We start from the raw sequence: 19,169 nt of genomic DNA on the forward strand, positions 1-19,169 counted from the left end.
ATCCTCTAAGCGACACAAATTTGATATTTGGGAAGAACATCATGCAAGACGGTAAAGCGATAGAATAACAAAGCATCGTGCATCAGTTTCCAATTCGAACCTAAGAAGCTGTCCTTGTAGGGAACATTTTTAAATTCAAACTCAGTTTGGATGTCGATATCAAAAGCCTCTTTAAGCCAGCTTTCAGGGCCTTCCACAGAGTACTTCCAAGTATCTGTGCCGAACGTGAAGTGCCCGCATTGAATGTACTCACGCCATTTTTCCAAGCGCTCGTCGCCCTCTTCGTGATCAATCGTTTCTATAAATTCTTTGATCTTGGTAAGATCTTCGTCGAAGATTTTCACGACCGGCATATTGTGGGCCTTGCGAATGCTTTTGTAAAATTCAAGAACATGATGCACGGCCTGCATATATTCTGCGGGATTGTCGCGGCGGATGATGCGGCCTTCCCAGTCTTCGTAGCGCCAGCGCAGGTAAGGAAGATCGGGGTAGCTTAGAACGGTGCCGTGTCCGATGGGGTTGGACTCGCCTACAAAGAATGAAAGAATCCAATCGTAAATGCGACGGAAAGGATTTCTGCGATAGTACTTTCGGCGGTTCTTCATCATGACTGCATCAAGAACGCCTTCATCATCAAAGATTTCGGCAACCTTATTGACGGGGTGAGTGATTCCCGCAAAGCCCTGGTGGGCCCAGGTGTCAACGAAAGCATGCGTTGTGACTCCCAAGAGGTGGTAGCCAAAAGATTTCTGAAAGTTCTCAATGCATTCTTTAAGAATATCCTGTGCGACCGGGCTGTTTGGTCGGCATATTAATTTTTGTACCAAAGAATCCACAGTCCCAACGCGCACTTCATTTCCAGGAATAAAGTGAAAGGGAATCCACACATGGTGATTGGCGAGCTCTTTGAAGTTTCGATAGTCGAGCATCTTGTGGGCGCTCGCCTGAAACTGATAGGCGGAATGGTTTTCAAATAAAATAGTTCCTGAGTGAATGGCATCGTCCACATATTGCGAACTGCTGGCAATGGTATTTGCTTCGAAGGGCGAAAACCCACTCATGCGGGCTAAAACATAGGTGATACCCAAGTGAAAGTCGATTTGCATATTAAACCTTTTGTTCCTTCAGGAAAGCGAGAAGTTTCGGGAAGACTTCAATGTGCGAATACTGGCCCATAAAGGTGTCCTGATGGCCATAGCCAGGGAACTCGAGGTATTGAACTCGGGAGGCGTTCTTGCCGGTTTTCAATGCCTCGTAAGTCATTTTGTTAGAGCCCGGGAAGATGTTGTTTTCAGATCCACTGATAAACAGAATGGGCGGGAGATCCCTCTTTTGAGATTCCTGCAGATAGTTGGTCTTCTTATCAAAAGAGACAGAAGCCTTGGCAAAAAGCATCTTTCGAATATGGCGATAGTAGTGAAAGCTAGTGCCTCCAAAAAGATCGGCCAAACGACGATGTGTAGTCGGGTGAATGTTGCGATGGACATAAGCGGCTGGGTATCCCCAGCCCCACATAAAGCTGACCAGATGACATGCCGGTTCTTTGCACTCATGACGAATGCCTCTTTCCATCCAATAAAGCCATTTGCCAAATCCAGGACCTGGGAAATAAGGCATGCGCGGACTGATGTAAGCATAACCAAAAAGATATTCTAAGAGTTCTGGCCCAAAGATCATTTTAAGAAAGGCCTGCCAACGAACTTTGGGAGTTAAAGAGACACTGTTTGAGATAACGCTGGCGATACCTTTAACATGTCCTGCCGCCAGTGAAGCCATGAATGACAAAGAGCCAACGCAGTGACTGACGACATGAATTTTCACATCCTCTCCGCAGGCTTGGCGAATGAACTCGATCGCTTTTGGGATGTCATTCTTCGCAATGTCATCAATGTTGTAGCGATGAGGCATTAAGTTGTAGACGAAACGACCGCTGCCGCGCCAATCCAAAGACCATACATCCGTGAAGCCATTGGCATGCAGATAATTTACGAAGTTTTGATGCTCAGGCATGATGTACATGTCCGTGGATGTCGTTAAGCCGTGTAGTAAAAGAACGACGTTCTTAGTTTCTTTGGCTTTAAACCGTTGCACTGAGATGGTCAGCCCATCTTGCGTATCCAGTGGGTAGAGATGTTTTTCCCCCAGTGCGACACCTTGGGTGGAGTTCACGGGGAAGAGATGTTCATTCCAGCGCGCAGAAGTTGTTGTAAAGATGAAGGGAGCATAAGCCACCCAAAGATTGCTGGCGAAGACATTTAAAAACTTTATCACCGCGTTCTGCTCTTCAAGGGCTGAAGGAGCGTTACTTTTAAAAGTGCCAAGTTGCTTGATGAAATCACTGACCGAGATTCGCAAGATTCCGACACCTTGAACCTTCTTATTTGCGGGATGGTCGAAGGTGGAGTGTCCTTCCCAAAGGTAATAGTACAAGGTGGTGGTCTGATTCCACATCTCAAAAGAATCTTCCTTGAGCACTTCTTTGAAGCCAAAGAAGGTCCAAGCTTTTCCCTGAGAATCTTTCAAAAATAACGTGTAATGCATTTCCTTGGCTGTATCCAAATCGGGACTTGCCTCAGAGCGCACGAAGAGATTGAACAAGCCTGTCTCGACGGTGAGATCCTGTCCGCCTTGGAAATTGGTGATCTTGCCGAAAGCGATGGCCTGCAACAAAGGATCGACGATGAACTGATCCAAGTCGTTGACCTTGATCGTGAGGGTGAACTCGAAGGGGGTTCGTTCATTGGCTTCTTCGATTTGTACGAAGTCGTTTCGCTTCAAGGGACTATTGGCCGAAAGAGTAAATTGCTTTTCGATGAAGTGGCCGGCCATTCTCTCTGTGAACTCGAGGGAGGTGCTTTGGTGTGTCACTAAGTCTTCCTTTGTTTACATCTATAGTAGGAAGCTTCTTGAGTTCGGTAAATGGGCAATATCGACCTAGGATCGGTGGACAGTGAAATAAAGTCTTGGACGCGGCAGCTTTCTGAAGCAGAAAAGTTCTTGCCTCCGGAATCAGTCGAGGAAAACATATCCGCATGAGAATTGAAGAACTTTACATTTATCCAGTTAAATCAGCCCGCGCACAAGCATTAAAAGAAATGAAGATGACTCACGAGGGTCCCGAAGGGGATCGTCAGTGGATGCTGATTGATGAAAATGGAAAGTTTATTTCTCAAAGAACCGTGCCCAAGTTGGCAACTCTTGAAGTTTTCCATGAGACTGCCGCTTTGACGATGGGTTTTGAAAAGATGTTCTTTAAGATTTCGAAGAATAATTCTTTTCAGCGCAAGGTGAAAGTGTCGGTTTGGAATGACACTTTTGAGGCGGCGCTGGAACCGGATTTGTATTCTCAAGCGCTGTCTCAATATTTGGGAGTGAATTGTCGCTTGGTTCGCTATGCGCCGTACTCACAACGTCGCGTGCTTTCACATGCGGCTGATTGGAAACCTGAAGTTCGTTTTGCCGATGGCAGACCTTTACAACTTGTGAACCTGAAAAGTCTGGAAGAGCTGAATTCACGTCTGGCGCAACCGGTGGGTGTGGATCGCTTCCGTGCAAATATCATTTTTCAGGGTGAGAAAGCCTATGAAGAAGAGACTTGGAAGAAGATCAAAGTAGGCGAAGTGGTGTTCTCACTTCCAAAAAAATGTGCGCGCTGTACGATTATCACTATTGATCAAAAGACCGGAATTCCCAGTGGACCTGATCCACTAAAAACCTTGGCAGGCTATCGCCGCGAGGGAAATGGTGTCTTCTTTGGAACTTTGTGGATCCCTGAAAATGAAGGTCTCATTCGTGTCGGCGACAGTCTGCAGGTTTTGGAGTAGTCTTCACTTCATAAGAAGTCGGGCTGACACTTCTGGCGGTCTGTAAATTCTGTACACAGTAAAAATCCTTTTAATTGCGTCTAGGCAAGGCCCAATGCATGCACCTTCTAAGAGTGGAATAAGACTCTTTTTTAAAGGTGTATCATGTTGAGACAAATTCTTGCGATCATACTTGTAGCTACCGGTTTGCTGTTCGCCAGTCTTTCTTTGGCTTCTAGTCATAAGAACGGAGCCCAGAAGGAGCTCTATTTGTCCTATGAACAGCGCCTGGCATTGACCTACGCGATGATGGCCCATGGTGAAAAGCCAGAGGTTCAGAGGGAGTACCTCGATCGTGCGGAAAAGTACTTTACTGCGGTTTCCAGTCTTCCGGTTAAAACAGTTCAAGTTGCGAATTTCGAAGAATTCTTAAGGCATTTTAGAGGTCAATGGCCCGACACTCAAAGTGTGGTATTGGATTTGGCCATGATCGAGAAAGACGGCCCACGTGCCATTGCGATCTATGAATCATCAAGCCCTCGGGTGCAAAGACAAATTGAAGCCTATCAAGAGTGGCAGCTAGAACAACTCAAAGCGATGGCCGAATCTGACAAGACGGCGCAAAGTTACCTTCAGTCCAAAGAGCTGGTCGGAAACGCTTTGCATTTGTTGCAAGATCCCTCTGGCAAAACTTTGGCAAAAGAGTGGTTGTTGGAACAAAACGAGAATCTTTTTAAAAAGCATATGCAGGAATTTGATCGCATCGGTGAAAAGATTGCCAACTCTGAGATGGCTCAGTCCACCGACGTTTCCATGAAGATTGTGTTGCAAACGATGCTGACTGAATACTTCGCAAGGCTTTCCCCGCAGTCTAAAAAACTCATTGTATCTTCTTTCTTAGGAGGCAACCTCCACGCGAACGACATGCAAAAGTTCGAGATTATGGTTCAAAATTCCGGACCTCAGTTGCAAAAGCTTTTGCAAATCGTGGCAAGGCAAGGGGACTTGAATCCTGAAATGATCAAGGTCTTTAAATCTTTGGAAGATGCAGTTCGTCCTGTTCCCTATAGACAAGTTGAAGAAATACTTGCCAACGAAAAGGCAAACTACAAGTTTATATATTTCGAGAATAAACCCATTGGCGTCGGGACGATGGCGCAAGTCCACAGAGCGAAAATCCTGGTTGAGGGTGTTCGCAAAGATGTGGTTGTTCGGTTCATTAAACCGGATATCGAAAAGCGCGTGGAAGAAGATGGCCGTATTCTCAAAGAGGTGGCAGCCATCTTGGATAGTAATCCTGAATTTGCAAAGACAGGGGCCCCCAAGTTGGCTCCCATTGTAGCCGATGTCACAGCGACTGTGACAGCAGAGCTCAGTCAGGAAGACACGATTGCCAGACAGAAGATGGCGGCGTCTCGCTACAATCAGACCACATTTATGAAAACGCCAGAATATAAAAACAGCATCGAGTTCCATGTCCCGGGAATTTATGCTCCAGAAACTCCAAAATCGAAACTCATGGTTCAGGAGCTTGTCATTGGTAAAAAACTCGATAAAGAGGCGGCCGCTTGGGCGGAGCTGGCACCGAACCTCAAAAAAGGTGTCGTCGAGGCCTTGGCCAAAATGTGGGGCCAGGAGGTTCTGTTCGGTGGTGGTTTCTATCATTCGGATTTGCATCAGGGAAACTTCATGGTGCGACTCACAGACGAGAAAGTTCGTGTGAACATCCTGGATTTCGGAATGGGCGGTGTGATTCCTGCTGATTTACAGCGCCAGGTTATGGTGTTGGGCGCTGGTATCGAATTGAAAAATCCTGAATTGGTGGCTCGCAGCTTTTGGAAGATTAGTAACAAGTCAGTCAATGAAGTCACCGAGCAACAATTGAAGTCCCTGGTTGTAGCTCGTATGAAAGCGGGAATAACAAATCCAGATGAGATTTCAATCGATGGCTGGACAAAGTGGGCCATGAATCATGGTTTGCGTCTTCCCTATGATTTTATCAGTTTGAATCGCGGTATCGTGATCGTGAATAAGCTTTTGCAAGACAGCGGAAGTAAGTTCTCAATCTCCAATATGATCAAGTCCTTTGCTTTTCAAAATCCAATGCTGGTTTATCGCCGCCTGGTTCTTGAAGAAAAACTATCTCATGCAGATTTGATGAAGTTGGGACTTCAGGAAATTATTGGGATGGTTAGAAGTCCGGAGGCATTAACTTCTCCGAAGATGCCAGCGACCTTCAGATGTGAAGCGGTTTTACTCTAAAACAGGGAAACTGTAGTTTGGCAGTACGAAATTAAGAGTAGGAAATTTTGCAGGAACTATTTGTTTATAGAGTCTAGGCTCATCAACAATGTGGCTATTTGGGAGGAAGCTCTATAATGGCCACAACGACAGCAAACGGAACACTGGCTCCATCTACAATTTGGAAAGTTATAGCCGCATCAAGTGCGGGAACTTTGATTGAGTGGTATGACTTCTATATTTTCGGCAGTTTAGCAACTATCATCTCTGCACAATTTTTTCCCAAAGGTCATGAAACAGCCGCATTGCTTGGTACGTTAGCGACTTTTGCTACGGGTTTCATCGTTCGTCCCTTCGGCGCCTTGGTCTTCGGGCGGGTGGGTGACGTTGTCGGTCGTAAGTATGCCTTTATGGTGACACTGCTTATTATGGGGCTTGCGACGACTGCCATCGGTTTACTGCCCAACTTTGAACAAATTGGTTTTCTAGCCCCTGTACTTCTTTTGGTTTTGCGACTTCTTCAGGGATTGGCCCTGGGCGGAGAGTACGGCGGTGCTGCGACCTATGTGGCGGAACACAGCCCGGATGGCAAACGCGGCTATTACACCAGTTTTATTCAAACAACAGCGACTCTGGGATTGTTTGTCTCCCTGGGGGTTATTTTAGTCACGCGTCTTAATATGGCAGATGCCAGCTTTAAAGACTGGGGCTGGCGCATTCCTTTTTTATTATCTGTTGTTCTGGTGATTGTCTCTTACATGATTCGTCGGAAAATGTCTGAGTCACCGGTTTTTATGAAAATGAAAGAAGAGGGTAAGGCTTCCAAACGACCACTCCACGATAGTTTTATGCATCCGCAGAATCGCAGGCTTGTGATTCTGGCTCTTCTGGGGGCAACAGCTGGGCAAGGAGTCGTCTGGTATACGGGGCAGTTCTATGCGCTTTATTATCTGCAGACTGTTTTGAAGGTGGATTTTGTTTTGGCCAATCAAATCATCGCCGTGGCTTTGTTGTTGGGGACGCCCTTCTTCGTCGTCTTTGGTGCGCTGTCTGACAAGATCGGACGAAAGCCGATTATGATGGCAGGCTGTTTGATCGCGGCACTTTCTTATTATCCCATTTATCAGGGGATGGAGTTTTATTCTGACTGGAGTGCCGCGAATCCCACGGCCGCCGGAATCAATCCTAATGTGGCAATGTTGACTTTCTTGGTGTGGATTCAAGTGATGTTTGTAACGATGGTTTACGGTCCTATTGCGGCTTTCTTGGTCGAACTTTTCCCGGTTCAGATTCGCTACACATCGATGTCATTGCCATATCATATCGGCAACGGTGTGTTTGGTGGACTGGTCCCATTTATTGGTACGGCTTTAGTGGCAAGTACAGGCAACCACTTCGCGGGATTGGCATATCCGATTTCAATTGCGGTGATGACCTTCATCATTGGAACTATCTATATTAAAGAGAATAGAAATGTTCAGTGGCATGGGCCCACTAAGACCTAGCCGCCATTCTTAAGTGAAGGCGGCCATTATGAATTCTAAGGAGCGAGATCGATGAGCTGACTTCGAACCTCTCGATCTTGTGCGTCTTTCGAGATAGCTTGAACTTGGTAGAGCATTCCTGGCGTGAGGCCTGTCAACTTTGCCGAATGGCTTGTTACCAGGGAGCTATCCAAGTCGGTATAAACTTCCTCAAATGTAAACTGATTTACAATTCTCAGGCGACTTGAAGCCGGGTAGTTCGTTTTCCAAGAAAGAGTCGCCGTAGAATCAGCCATAGCGCTGACGGCGAAGTTCGTAATTTGTAGTGGATCCAACGAACAAGGATTGGATGTTTGTTCCGGCATCTTGTAATTTTGTGAGCTGATAGTTTTCCATCCGGTCAGTTCTAAGAAACTCATTCCTACGCTCTTTTTGCCATTGCTGGCGCTATAGAAGAAGTTATTTCCTAAATAACCACAGAGTGAATGTTTGGAAGGCTCTTTCCAAGTTTTAGCCTGGCGGTGTTTTTTCCAAACCAAAACATTGGTGATGTAATAGCGAGGTCCTTGATAGTAAAGGAGCTTAATTGGAACTTTTGAAGCCTTGGTTAAGTGAATGGTGCGATATGGGCACCCCATACGAGTCGAGTGATTGCCATCGTTGTTAATTAGTTCATTCCAAGTTCCGTTTTCTTGGATGAAAAGGCGAACGCCATCATCGCTCAATGACGCCACTTCATAGTCTCCTTCGGCGTCGTTAGGGCCGAGCTGTAGAGTAGAAGTGTATTCCAAAGAGAAGTTTTCGATGAGTTTATTGCCTTGCGCATCCAATAAGAGATCGCCAGTTTGAGTTGCAAAGCCTTGAGTAAATGTGCGAGTCGGGACGTTGACAGAAGCGAAGTAAATCTTCTTATCCAATACAGTGCCCTTGTTGTGATAGTCCAAAACACTGTTCACAGTGCTTCCCATTGATTCGTTTCTGACGATCAGTTTTGCCAGCAATCCATTTTCTTGCGAAGGGGCCGCTGTATTGGAAAGAGGGTCGCAGACGGTATTTTCAGCGTCGTCATTAAAGTTGATGCTTCCTACAGACGGACCTGTCTCTGTTCTGCCGAAATAGCTACAGCGAATCGACTTGAGTGTTCCCTTTTTATAGCGGATATCAGACGACGTGCTCTTAGCAAATGCTAAGGCTGGAAATAGTGCCATGCCCAACAGAAAAACTGTGGATTTCATCATACGTACCTCAACTTCGCAGATGTCAGTATAGCAAAAGTTCGGAAGAACAGAAGGGAAGAGGTTTTAGTGTCATGGTTTGAGTCATATACCTGTCGCGGTTTGAGACTCGTAAACGGAAATGTGAATTGCAGATTTCATTGAAAGGCTGTTAGTGGTTTCCCTCGCAGAAGGCCTGTTTACCCAACTCACAGAGGGCTTGTTTCATGGCTGCATTTTCAGCTTTCATTTCCGCATTGTCAGCTTTTATCTTAGCATTGTCCGCCTCGAGTGAGGCAATCGCGCGATCTTGTTTTTGATCATTCGCCAGAAGTGGTTGAATGTACTTCGTGTAAAGATCCTTGATTGAATTCACCACGGCCCAGTGAATTGGATCCGCATTCAACTCCAGATAGCCGTCATCACGAGTATGAACTGCATCTGGGATGACTTTCTGAACTTCTTGCGCAATAAATCCAGTCACAGCTTTATCAGAAGGGATGTTCAGTGCATTGTCTTTTTTATAGTTAAAGCGCACAGTGTGGAGTTGCAAGATTTCGTCTAATCCATATTCATAGTCACCATGAATATCTTTAAGTCGGGCATCTGAAGCCATAGTCCATGCTGTTCCCGTGCTCAAGCCGGCGGTGCCTACAACGTGAAGGGTGTAACCAGGGGTGCTGGTGCCAATTCCTATGTTACCAGTACTGGTGATTCTCATGCGTTCCATCAATGCAGAGGACGGGGCCGTGAAGAAACCGAGTGCGCCGGGCGCGACACCACTTGAGTGTGCTCCGTCAGCCATGAAACGGATTTGCGAAGATTGCTGGAAAGTTGTGGTGCCTGTTGCTCCATAGGCGCCAATTGTGCCGATGGTATCTGACGCATTCACAGGTGAGGCGGCACCTTTACTGCCTTTGGCAGTATAGAAATCATAGGTTCCCCAACTTGCGGTAGTTGAGCCGTAGGTGATTGTTTGGAAACCAGGATATCGTCCGACAGTTGGGGCGCTTGAATTGGCAACGGCGACCTTTGGCGAAGAGTCCTCACCGTAGAAAGTGGTATTACCAGTTGTGTCCACGCCCATACGTGGAACTGTCATACTCGCACCATAGTCAAAGAGTGCGTAAGTTCCATCTGCCTTCGCAGAGATGACCCATGGATTGGCGGCGGCATTTGTATTTTCCAACTTAATTGAAGTTGAGTTGGTAGATCCTGATTTCAAATGCAAAGCAACCGGTAACGTAGGTTCGTTAACGAAGACTCGTGAAGAACCTGGGTTGGTGCCGAAAATTCCAATTTGTCCTGATGGAGTGATAGACATTGCGTTTGTACTGTTGGTAACGATATTTAGTCCAAAGGCATCTGTTGTGCCCAAAACTGCAGCCGCACCAAAGGCATTTCCGCCGTTACTGAACAAGCCAGCACCATTAGAAGAATAGCAACCTGCGGTACCGCCGGCGTCGAAACCTACAAGTTGTCCTACCGGGCAGGTAAATGGAAGATACGAGTTACCTGTTCCGTCCGAGGCAATCAAACGATTCGCAGTCATTGTTGTAGAGCCAGTACCTCCTTTAGAGACAGGTACGGCGGAGGCGAAGCTGGCTGGATTGACGTTCACAATTCCTGAAGTCACCGACAAGCCAGATCCGGCTTGCATAATCCCTTTTGACGAAGCGGTTGCATCACTCACTGAAATGGACGGTGTCGAAGAACCATTCGAAACCACAACTGGTGCTGTGCCAGTGACGTTGGTGACAGTACCACCAGGTGGTGTAGCCCATTTCAATCCCGTTGCCATTGCCGAATCCACAGTCAAAACCTGACCGTTGGTTCCAGCTCCAAGGCGAACATTGTTGCCGCCGTTGTCATAAGTAACAAGATCACCCTTAGTGTTCAGTGGAGAAAGGACGTTGAAGGCTCCAACGATTGTAGTCGTGCCTGTACCACCTAAAGAAATAGGAAGAACACCTGTGGTTTCTGTTGAAAGATTGATAGCAGGGGAGGTCCCAGCTGCTGTAAGTCTACCTTGTGCATCGACGGTAATATTCGCGCGGTTGTAAGTTCCTGGTGCAACGGAAGTATTCGCAAGTGAGATTGTCACGTTCCCAGTCGAACCACCACCAGTCATTCCAGTACCAGCAGTCACACCCGTGATCGTGCCACCGCCACCAGGAGTGGCCCAAGACAAGTTGCCACCACCGTCAGTGCTAAGAACTTGGCCGGCAGCGCCATCAGCAGGAGGTAAAGTCCATGTTTTATTTGCGGTAACGTTCGAGGGTGATCGGAAACCGACGTAGTTTGATGAATCAGCATCTGCAAAGCGCAATTCGTTTTGAGCATTCAGTTGCAAATAGTTATTGAAAGATTTTGCGGCATTGATTGTCTGTGGTGAAGTTTTATCAATCAATCCAGCGGTGTCTGGCGAACCACTTGCCCAAGAGGTCACACCTGTTGCGTAGACGACATTTCCAGCTGCTCCCGCCGCCAATGAGCTGAGGGCGCCAGTCCCAGCCCCCACAACTAAATTGCCAGCTCCAATGGTGGCCACACCCGTACCACCATTTGCCACCGGTAAAGTACCCGTGACATCAGTTGGAAGAGATACTGACGAGTTGACCCAATTTGTTCCATCGAAACGAAGATGTTGTCCAGGTGAGTAGGTAACAGGAACAACACTTTTGCCTTTAATTTTATCCACTGACATCGTGCTGGAAGTTCCTGAAACGTCACCAGAGAATGTCGAAGCCGTTCCCAGCTTTGTATTGAAATTGTCATAGTCAGTTTTACTGATAAGACCCGCAGTTACCGAAGCAACTGACGCCATCGGAATATTTAAGGTGTGTGTAGTTGTCGCAGAACTGAATGCCGGCGAGTTTCCACTTGTGCCAACGGCAAAAGTTTGTGTATTTCCAGTTAAGCCATTTAGAGAAGTGATGCCAGCACCACTCGCTGCAAATGCATTCCAAGATGTTCCGTTACAATATTCAACGTTGCCGCCATTATAGCGAATCGCACCCGCTACACCCGCTGCACAGGCTGTTGCATCGGTACCAACGCGTACTGCTCCTGCCACATCAAGTTTGATTGAGGGAGTCGAAGTTCCAATACCGACATTACCACCAGTGGGATTTAAAAGAATATTGCCCTTGGTGGCGTTTGAAGTGGAGTCTAACGTCAAGCTGTTACCTGCAGCTGTTCCACCATTCAGTGCCTGACCACCAGAGCGACCTGCCAATAAAGCATACTGAGTGAATGTATCGGATGTTTTTGCAACCCAAGCTGGTGCACCCGTACCATTGGTTAAAAGAACTGAATCATTCGCGGATGTTAACCCACCCACGACGTTGTTTGCAGAAGAGAATAGCAATTGATTTACTGTCGTTGAGCTAGGGTAAGCGGCAGTCGAGAATACGGGACCTGTTGGAGAATGTTGTAAGATAGTACCTGTTGTTGATCCGGAAACTGCAGTCATAGCACCAGAGCCATTTGTTCCGATGACGCTGTAATTTGCCCAGCCCGATGAGGATAGTTTTCCATTCAGTTGAGACTGGATAGGAGAAGTGACTCCTGAAACATATCCTAATTCAGTGTTGGTCACAGCAGAGTGAGTGGGGATTCCATTAGAGTCAGACACCAACGCTTTATTAGCGGTAATTGCCGTTGCTTCGACAATGGCTCCGCCTGAAGAGACCATCACGCGATTGCCAACCAATGCAGTTGTTGAGTTTGTTCCGCCGTTTGCAATCGGCAATGTTCCTGTTACATCGGCAGTCAAACTTGCGTTGCCTGCGCTATAAGTTCCAGCACCTGTACGCTTAACAAAACCCGTCGTTGCAATACCATTCAATCCACTCAACTCTGTACCTAAACCGATAGTTCCTGTTGAGGTGATTGTACCGCCAGTTAAGCCAGTTCCAGCAGTGACCGAAGTTACAGTACCAGCCCCTGCGGCTCCCAATGTTACAACAGCCGAGCCATTCCAGTATTTAATTTGGTTGGAGGTGGCGTTGTACCAAGTCTTGCCTTTATCAACGGTAGATAATCCCGTCGGATCCGTCGAGTTATTTGATAGATGCAAAGACTTATTCGGCGACATAGTAACATAGCCAAGGTTCGTAAGATTATTGCTATTCAAGTCAATAGCACCGCCCATCGTACCGCCAGAAAGGGAAAGAGCATCAGTGATGCTATACCCAGCCAAAGTCGTCGGTTTTCCAGACGTAATTTTACTCCAATCAAGTCCTGGAATATCAGTCGCAGTCAGCGCCCCGACTCCAGATATGACGCGCCCTTTAGCATCGGTTGTAACTTTAAAATAAGTACCTGGGGATCCAACAGAGGAAAGCGAAACGGCTCCGGCATTTGAAATCGTAGCATCACCACTCATATCGACCGGGGAGGCTACGTTGCTGCCATTACCAACAAGTATTTTTCCACTGGCAAGGCTCGGAGATAATTTACCATTGAACGTATTCCAGTCCGACGAACTTAAAAAACCATTGGTTGAAAAAGTAGCTTGCGAGATGGAAACCACTGGATTTGCGGCGGCTCCGGTCACTGAGATAGGGGCTGAACCAGAGACCGTCAGTACGGTACCACCAGTCAAACCTGAGACACTCGAGCAACCGAAAGACATGGTCGCCGCATTCCAGGTTAGAAAGTTATTGGTGCCGTCACATGAAGTGGCGCCATTCACTTGGTTTTTCAAAACAAAATCAGAAACATCTTTATCAGCCAATTTCATCGCATTGATTGCGAAGGGAATATTGTTGATGGTGACATCGGGACTTAAATCCGTTCCGTCGACTTTGATATGCAAACTGCGACTTGCGAATCCGCTGACAGAAGCTGCAGAAGAGCCCGAACAGTTTACAGATCCCGAAGACGCAAAAATGCGATCCGCCGTATTTCCCGTGCTGTCCTGGCGGGTGCCGCTTCCGACGATAACGCTGAATTCACCTGCGGCACCGGGAACAACAGTTTGAATTTCTTCATAGGCAATACAAGAACCATAAAGTACTTGAAAGGTGACGCTCTTGGATCCCGTTAGTGGATTGCCCAAGTTGTCAGTAAGAAGACCCTCATAAGTCATCAATGGACCGGGTGACGGTGAAGCCGCCAGAGCCGCGTTTGAAGCTAGAATCAAAAATAAGGAAAGGAGGGACTTTATCATTCGAGGATCCTTCCTTTAACCACAACGCTGCCACCACTTGCGACCGCTTGCTTTTGCGCACGAATGCGACCTTTTAATACGATATTGGCTGCCGTCGAAGTTCCGGCCCCAACCAAAACTTCTTGGCGGATAGTTGCTGACGGTGTGTATTTCACAGAGATGTCACGATAGACATAGTTACCCACGCGCGAAAGAGCGCGGAATTTCACATTGACCACCTGGCCACTTGTGAAAGACATCGAGTTCCATGGAGCTTTCGAGTTCGAAAGAGTCATGGTGTAGTTGCTGTTTGCGCAATCAAACTGCGAAGAAGTGTCGTAGGTGGAGGTGTTGGTCCACGTTGCGCCAGAATCGAAACTGACATCGACATGATCAATGAAGCGAGAGCATTTTGCTTGCAGGGGAATAGAGCTTAGATCCGCAGTGACGACGAAGTTCTTTTTGAATTCAAACTCGTCAAGCGCATGCAATGCAGCGACCTTAGGGTTTGCATCGGTGCAACCCACGAAAATAAAAAGACTAGTAAGGAGGCAAAAGTACCTGAAATTCCTCAACTGCATTGACCAATAGATCGGCAAGAATTGTGGAAAGCTAAAGTTTCGGAATAGCTCAATTATTTAATTGAAATCTCAAAGCGGAACATTTCGTTCCACTTTGATTGTGTGGCGCTGTTTTTCTCAGTTAGAAACACTACTTTCAGTGTAGCGACGACTCAAAAGATGAAATCTCCAGGTCAAAAGGATGGACGCGAAGATCAAGCCAATCAAAAGCCCAACCCAAATGCCTACTGGACCAACGCCAAGGTGGAAGGCCAGCAGATAGCCGCCAGGCAGACCCATCACCCAGTAAGCAAAGAAAGCGATGATGCCTGGCCACTGAGTGTCGCTCATGCCTCGAAGAGCGCCGATGGAAACCGCTTGAACCCCGTCAAAGATTTCAAAGATCGCAACGACCACAAAGAATCGGGCGGCCCACTGAATGACATCAGGATCGCTGACATAAAGAGTAGGGAACCAGTGACGTAAGAAGAAAAAACCAAGAGCGCAAAGGCCCATGTAGATGCCGCCAACTTGAATGGCTGTAAAGCCAGCATGGCGAGCCAGAGGATAGTCTCCGCGACCCATTTCGAAACCGACGCGGATGCTGGCTGCGATACCAATACCCAGTGTGATTAAGAAACTTGTACTGGCCAAACTGATGGTGATTTGATGGGCCGCCAGTGGAATGGCCCCAAACCAACCCATCATAACTGCCGCGGAAGAGAAGGCTCCGACCTCAAAGAAATAGGTAAATCCCGTTGGAATCCCCAGACGAAGCATATTCTTAACCATCTGATGATCGAAGCGATGGATCCAATGCTCAGTCATGTATTTGCTAAAGTTAGGATGAAGATGGACGTACAATATCATGGCGAAGGCCATCAAAGTGCGCGCAATTAAAGTGGCCCAACCTGAACCATTCAAGCCCAGCTTGGGGAAACCATAAAGGCCATGAATCAGAACATAATTTAAAGCCACGTTGATGATCACACCTGCGATCATCACAAACATTCCCACTTTGGTTTTACCAATGCCATCGGTGAATTGTTTATAGCACTGATAGATCATTGAAGGGATGATGGACCACGCGATAATTTTAAAGAAGCTGACCCCGAGGGAAAGAATCTCAGGACGTTGTCCAAAAATATTCAAATGCGGAATCAGCAAATAGATGACGGCCATCAACAAGGCACTGATGCCCATAGCGACCATCAGGCTGTGGCGAAGCAGCACTCCTCCCAAAGGGAAGTTTTCTTGTCCCTGCATTTTCGCGAACAAAGCTGTTGTTGGCGCAAGAATGCCCAGGCCAAAAATCAAAAAGACGATGAAGATGCTTCCGGCAAAAGCGGAGGCGCCTAAAGCGACGGGACCTATCGAGCCGACCATAATTGTATCTGCCAGTTGGATCAGATTTTGACCCACTTGACCAACGATGATGGGACCCGCAAGTTTTAGAAGAAGCTTGGTTTCGTGAAAAGACTTAGACTGCAAGAACTTCATGAATTTCCGGGAAGAGTTCTTTCATACGAGTCTCAACGCCTTCTTTCAAAGTAACCTGAGAACTCGGGCAGCCAGAGCAAGCGCCTTTCATATGGATATACAAAGTGTTGCCTTCAAGACGATTGAAAACAATGTCACCGCCATCAAGTGCGACGACGGGGCGAATTTCGCGATTTAAAACGGATTTAATATTACGAATCAGGTCCGAGTCATTTTCATCGTACTCACCATGGTTTGTTACCATAGTTACAACCACAGGTTCATTGCGATCCAAATGCTCTTGAATCAAGCCGCTCAAAGGCTGCGCCAGAAGCTCCCAATCCACCCAGTCTTGCTTCGTCACAGTGATAAAGTCCGTACCCACGTAAACTGAGCTCGTCCATGGGAAACCAAAAATCTTGCTAGCCAGGGGAGAACGCTCTGCTTCTTGCGCCGTCGGGCAGTCAAAGCCCTCATCTGCTACTTTTTGGTGCAGAATGAACTTCATTGTCGAAGGATTTGGAGTCGTTTCATAGCTAACTTTATTCATAAGACCTCACTGGGGGGCTATCAGCCCGGAGGGCCACAGTATACCACAGCCTTGTTTCTGCCAAGCGTGTTAATATCCGCGCCGCGCTTGATTATCCCGTAAAAGTTCAATACGTTAGATGGGATTTTTAGAACGGTTAATCACATTCAGGAGACCTTCAGATGACACCAAGAGTTAGAGAGATTTTGAACTGGTACGGAGCGGACAATCCAGGCGTTTTGACGAATATGGCTCGCATGTTGAACCATGGTAAATTGGCTGGTACTGGCAAGCTTGTTATTCTTCCTGTGGACCAAGGTTTCGAACACGGACCTGCTCGCACTTTCGCAAAAAATCCAGATGGCTACGATCCAAACTACCATGTTGAGTTGGCGATCGAATCAGGTTGTTCAGCTTATGCTGCTCCACTTGGTGCTATTGAGATGATCGCTCGCGATTATGCTGGCGAAATTCCTTTGATCTTGAAAATCAATAACTCTGACACTCTTTATACGGACAAGCGTCCTATCTCTGCTTTGACATCTTATATTGACGATGCTTTGCGCTTGGGTTGCGTGGGTATTGGCTTCACGATCTACCCAGGGTCTGCTGAACGCAAAGGTATGTACGAAGAAATCGCACAAGCAGCGCGCGAAGCGAAGGCCGCTGGTTTGGTTGTCGTGATTTGGTCATACGCTCGTGGTGAGCAACTTTCTAAAGATGGTGAGACAGCTATCGACGTGATCGCTTATGCGGCTCACATCGCTTGTCAATTGGGCGCACACATCGTGAAAGTTAAACCACCAACGGCGCATATTGAACAGGCGGCTGCGGCAAAAGTTTACGCTGAACAAGGCATCAAAATCGGAACTTTGGCGGATCGTATTCGCCACGTTGTTCAATCTTGCTTTGCAGGCAAACGCATCGTGATCTTCTCTGGTGGCGAAGCGAAAGGCACCGAAGAGCTTTTGAAAGAAGTGGGCGAATTGGCGCAGGGTGGAGCTTTCGGTTCTATTATGGGCCGTAACGCCTTCCAACGTCCGAAGAAAGAATCACTTCAGTTGCTTCATAACGTGATGGAAGCTTTCGCAGGTAAAAAACTATAATGTATCGAGTGAAGCAAAAGGTAGCTGCCAGTTTTTGGGGGCACCTTTTGCTGATCACATTTTGTTGATAAGAAACTAGGTAAAAATGTCGATTCAAGAAAATCCGCTCAGAGCCGAGAAACGCAAAAAACTTCACGCACTTCGTGAGAAGGGCATCAATCCTTATCCTTATTCTTTTGAGAATAAGACGGCCATCGCAGAGATCGTCGAGAAACATGCGGCGGGTCTTCAAGCTGGAGAGAAAAAGCCTGAAAGTACTTACCGTATTGCCGGTCGTTTGATGACTTTGCGTGCGATGGGTAAAGCTTGCTTCTTCAACGTGCAAGATCAAACAGCTTCTGTGCAAGTTTATGTGAAAACAGAAGAGTTGCCAGAGCAAGAGCGTGCCGCTTTTGAATTGGTGGATCTTGGCGATATCGTCGGTGTTGAAGGTTATGTTTTCAAATCTCAAAAGGGCGAGTTCTCAATTTACTTGAAGAGCTTCCAAATTTTGACAAAGTCGATTGAACCATTGCCAGAAAAATTCCACGGCGTTCAGGACGTTGAAATCAAATACCGTCACAGACACTTGGATTTGATGACCGATGCAGATTCTCGCAAGGTTTTCCAAACTCGTTCTAAAATCATCAGCGAGATCCGTCGTTTCCTTGATGATCGCGGCTTTATGGAAGTGGAAACTCCGACATTGCAACCGATCTATGGTGGTGCAGCGGCAACTCCGTTTACAACTCATCATAAAGCTTTGGATATGAAGCTTTACATGAGAATTTCACCAGAGCTTTATTTGAAACGTCTTTTGGTAGGCGGCTTTGAAAAAGTTTATGAGATCAGCAAGAACTTCCGTAATGAAGGCATCGACCGTACTCACAATCCTGAATTCTCTTTGCTTGAGTTCTATGAGGCTTACACAGACTACAACTACCAAATGAACCAATTTGAAGAGTTGGTTTCTCAGTTGGCTTTGAAAATCACTGGCAGCATGAAGGTTTCTTACCAAGGTAAAGAAATTGATTTCACGCCACCGTGGAGACGTTTGACGGTTCACGATGGTGTTCGTGAATACGCGAAGATCGATCCAGATAAGGCAACAGATCAAGAGTTGTTCGAAGCTGTGAACAAATTGGGTGGTCATATGGAAGCGCCAGAAAAGCGCGGAAAAATGATCATGGAATTGTTCGAGCTGACAGCAGAGCAGCACTTGTGGCAACCAACTTTCGTTATGGATCATCCGAAAGAGATTTCACCATTGACGAAAATTCACCGCAAAGACGATCGCTTGGTTGAGCGCTTCGAACCGTTTGCAGCTTACATGGAAATCGGGAACTCATACTCTGAGTTGAACGATCCAGAAGATCAAACGGCTCGTTTGAAAGAACAAGAAGCAGAGCGTGGCAAAGATGAAGAGTCTCATCCAATGGATGAAGACTTTTTGTTGGCTATCGATTCTGGGATGCCACCAACAGGTGGTGTCGGTCTTGGAATTGAGCGCATCGTGATGATCCTGACGGATCGTCCAAGTATCCGCGATATTATTTTCTTTCCGACAATGAGAATTACTAAGTAGACATAAGGGAGCGAAATGCTCCCTTTGTTTTGAC

Annotated in this window: 12 protein-coding genes; 5 read left to right on the forward strand and 7 right to left on the reverse strand. The window is 46.9% G+C overall.

Annotation, left to right across the window (positions count from 1 at the left end):
* Positions 1-5: 5 nt before the first annotated feature.
* A complete protein-coding gene (locus tag NWE73_RS07460) occupies positions 6-1,106 on the reverse strand; it encodes a DUF6765 family protein (RefSeq protein WP_277577674.1) in 1,101 nt (366 codons plus the stop codon).
* 1 nt (position 1,107) lies between these two features.
* Entirely contained in the window at positions 1,108-2,868 is a 1,761-nt protein-coding gene (locus NWE73_RS07465; RefSeq protein WP_277577675.1) for an alpha/beta hydrolase, read from the reverse strand.
* Positions 2,869-3,032: 164 nt separating this feature from the next.
* Between NWE73_RS07465 and NWE73_RS07470 the strand changes: the two genes are divergently transcribed.
* The 3 genes from NWE73_RS07470 (at position 3,033) to NWE73_RS07480 (ending at position 7,549) form a co-directional block, all read left to right on the forward strand.
* Positions 3,033-3,824 carry an MOSC domain-containing protein gene (locus tag NWE73_RS07470; RefSeq protein WP_277577676.1) on the forward strand — a complete coding sequence of 264 codons (792 nt, stop codon included), beginning with the start codon at positions 3,033-3,035 and terminating at the stop codon, positions 3,822-3,824.
* 144 nt (positions 3,825-3,968) lie between these two features.
* Positions 3,969-6,065: an AarF/UbiB family protein gene (locus tag NWE73_RS07475; protein ID WP_277577677.1), complete on the forward strand. Its 2,097-nt coding sequence runs from the start codon at positions 3,969-3,971 to the stop codon at positions 6,063-6,065.
* A 116-nt stretch (positions 6,066-6,181) separates the two neighbouring features.
* Complete coding sequence (locus NWE73_RS07480; protein ID WP_277577678.1) at positions 6,182-7,549, forward strand: MFS transporter; 1,368 nt, start codon at positions 6,182-6,184, stop codon at positions 7,547-7,549.
* A gap of 35 nt (positions 7,550-7,584) precedes the next feature.
* On the opposite strand, the gene NWE73_RS07485 is transcribed toward NWE73_RS07480, so the two are convergent.
* From NWE73_RS07485 to NWE73_RS07505, 5 genes are all read right to left on the reverse strand, one after another.
* The gene (locus tag NWE73_RS07485; RefSeq protein WP_277577679.1) at positions 7,585-8,766 is read right to left on the reverse strand and encodes a PA14 domain-containing protein; all 1,182 of its coding nucleotides are present in this window, start codon (positions 8,764-8,766) and stop codon (positions 7,585-7,587) included.
* A 148-nt stretch (positions 8,767-8,914) separates the two neighbouring features.
* Entirely contained in the window at positions 8,915-13,918 is a 5,004-nt protein-coding gene (locus NWE73_RS07490; RefSeq protein ID WP_277577680.1) for a tail fiber domain-containing protein, read from the reverse strand.
* Positions 13,915-14,424, reverse strand: a complete 510-nt coding sequence (locus tag NWE73_RS07495) for a hypothetical protein (protein ID WP_277577681.1) — start codon at positions 14,422-14,424, stop codon at positions 13,915-13,917. The genes NWE73_RS07490 and NWE73_RS07495 overlap by 4 nt, the downstream gene beginning before the upstream one ends.
* Before the next feature lie 171 nt (positions 14,425-14,595).
* Positions 14,596-15,957 (reverse strand): MATE family efflux transporter, encoded by a 1,362-nt coding sequence (locus NWE73_RS07500; RefSeq protein ID WP_277577682.1) that lies wholly within the window; start codon positions 15,955-15,957, stop codon positions 14,596-14,598.
* On the reverse strand, positions 15,938-16,486 hold the full coding sequence (locus tag NWE73_RS07505; protein ID WP_277577683.1) for a NifU family protein: 549 nt from the start codon (positions 16,484-16,486) through the stop codon (positions 15,938-15,940). The genes NWE73_RS07500 and NWE73_RS07505 overlap by 20 nt, the downstream gene beginning before the upstream one ends.
* A 161-nt stretch (positions 16,487-16,647) precedes the next feature.
* Here NWE73_RS07505 and NWE73_RS07510 point away from each other — a divergent pair, with 161 nt between their 5' ends.
* Positions 16,648-17,571 carry a class I fructose-bisphosphate aldolase gene (locus NWE73_RS07510; protein ID WP_277577684.1) on the forward strand — a complete coding sequence of 308 codons (924 nt, stop codon included), beginning with the start codon at positions 16,648-16,650 and terminating at the stop codon, positions 17,569-17,571.
* A gap of 85 nt (positions 17,572-17,656) precedes the next feature.
* Positions 17,657-19,135, forward strand: coding sequence for a lysine--tRNA ligase (gene lysS / locus NWE73_RS07515; RefSeq protein WP_277577685.1), 1,479 nt, complete (start codon positions 17,657-17,659; stop codon positions 19,133-19,135).
* Positions 19,136-19,169 lie beyond the last annotated feature (34 nt).

It is taken from the genome of Bdellovibrio svalbardensis, assembly GCF_029531655.1.
GTDB classification, from domain to species: domain Bacteria; phylum Bdellovibrionota; class Bdellovibrionia; order Bdellovibrionales; family Bdellovibrionaceae; genus Bdellovibrio; species Bdellovibrio svalbardensis.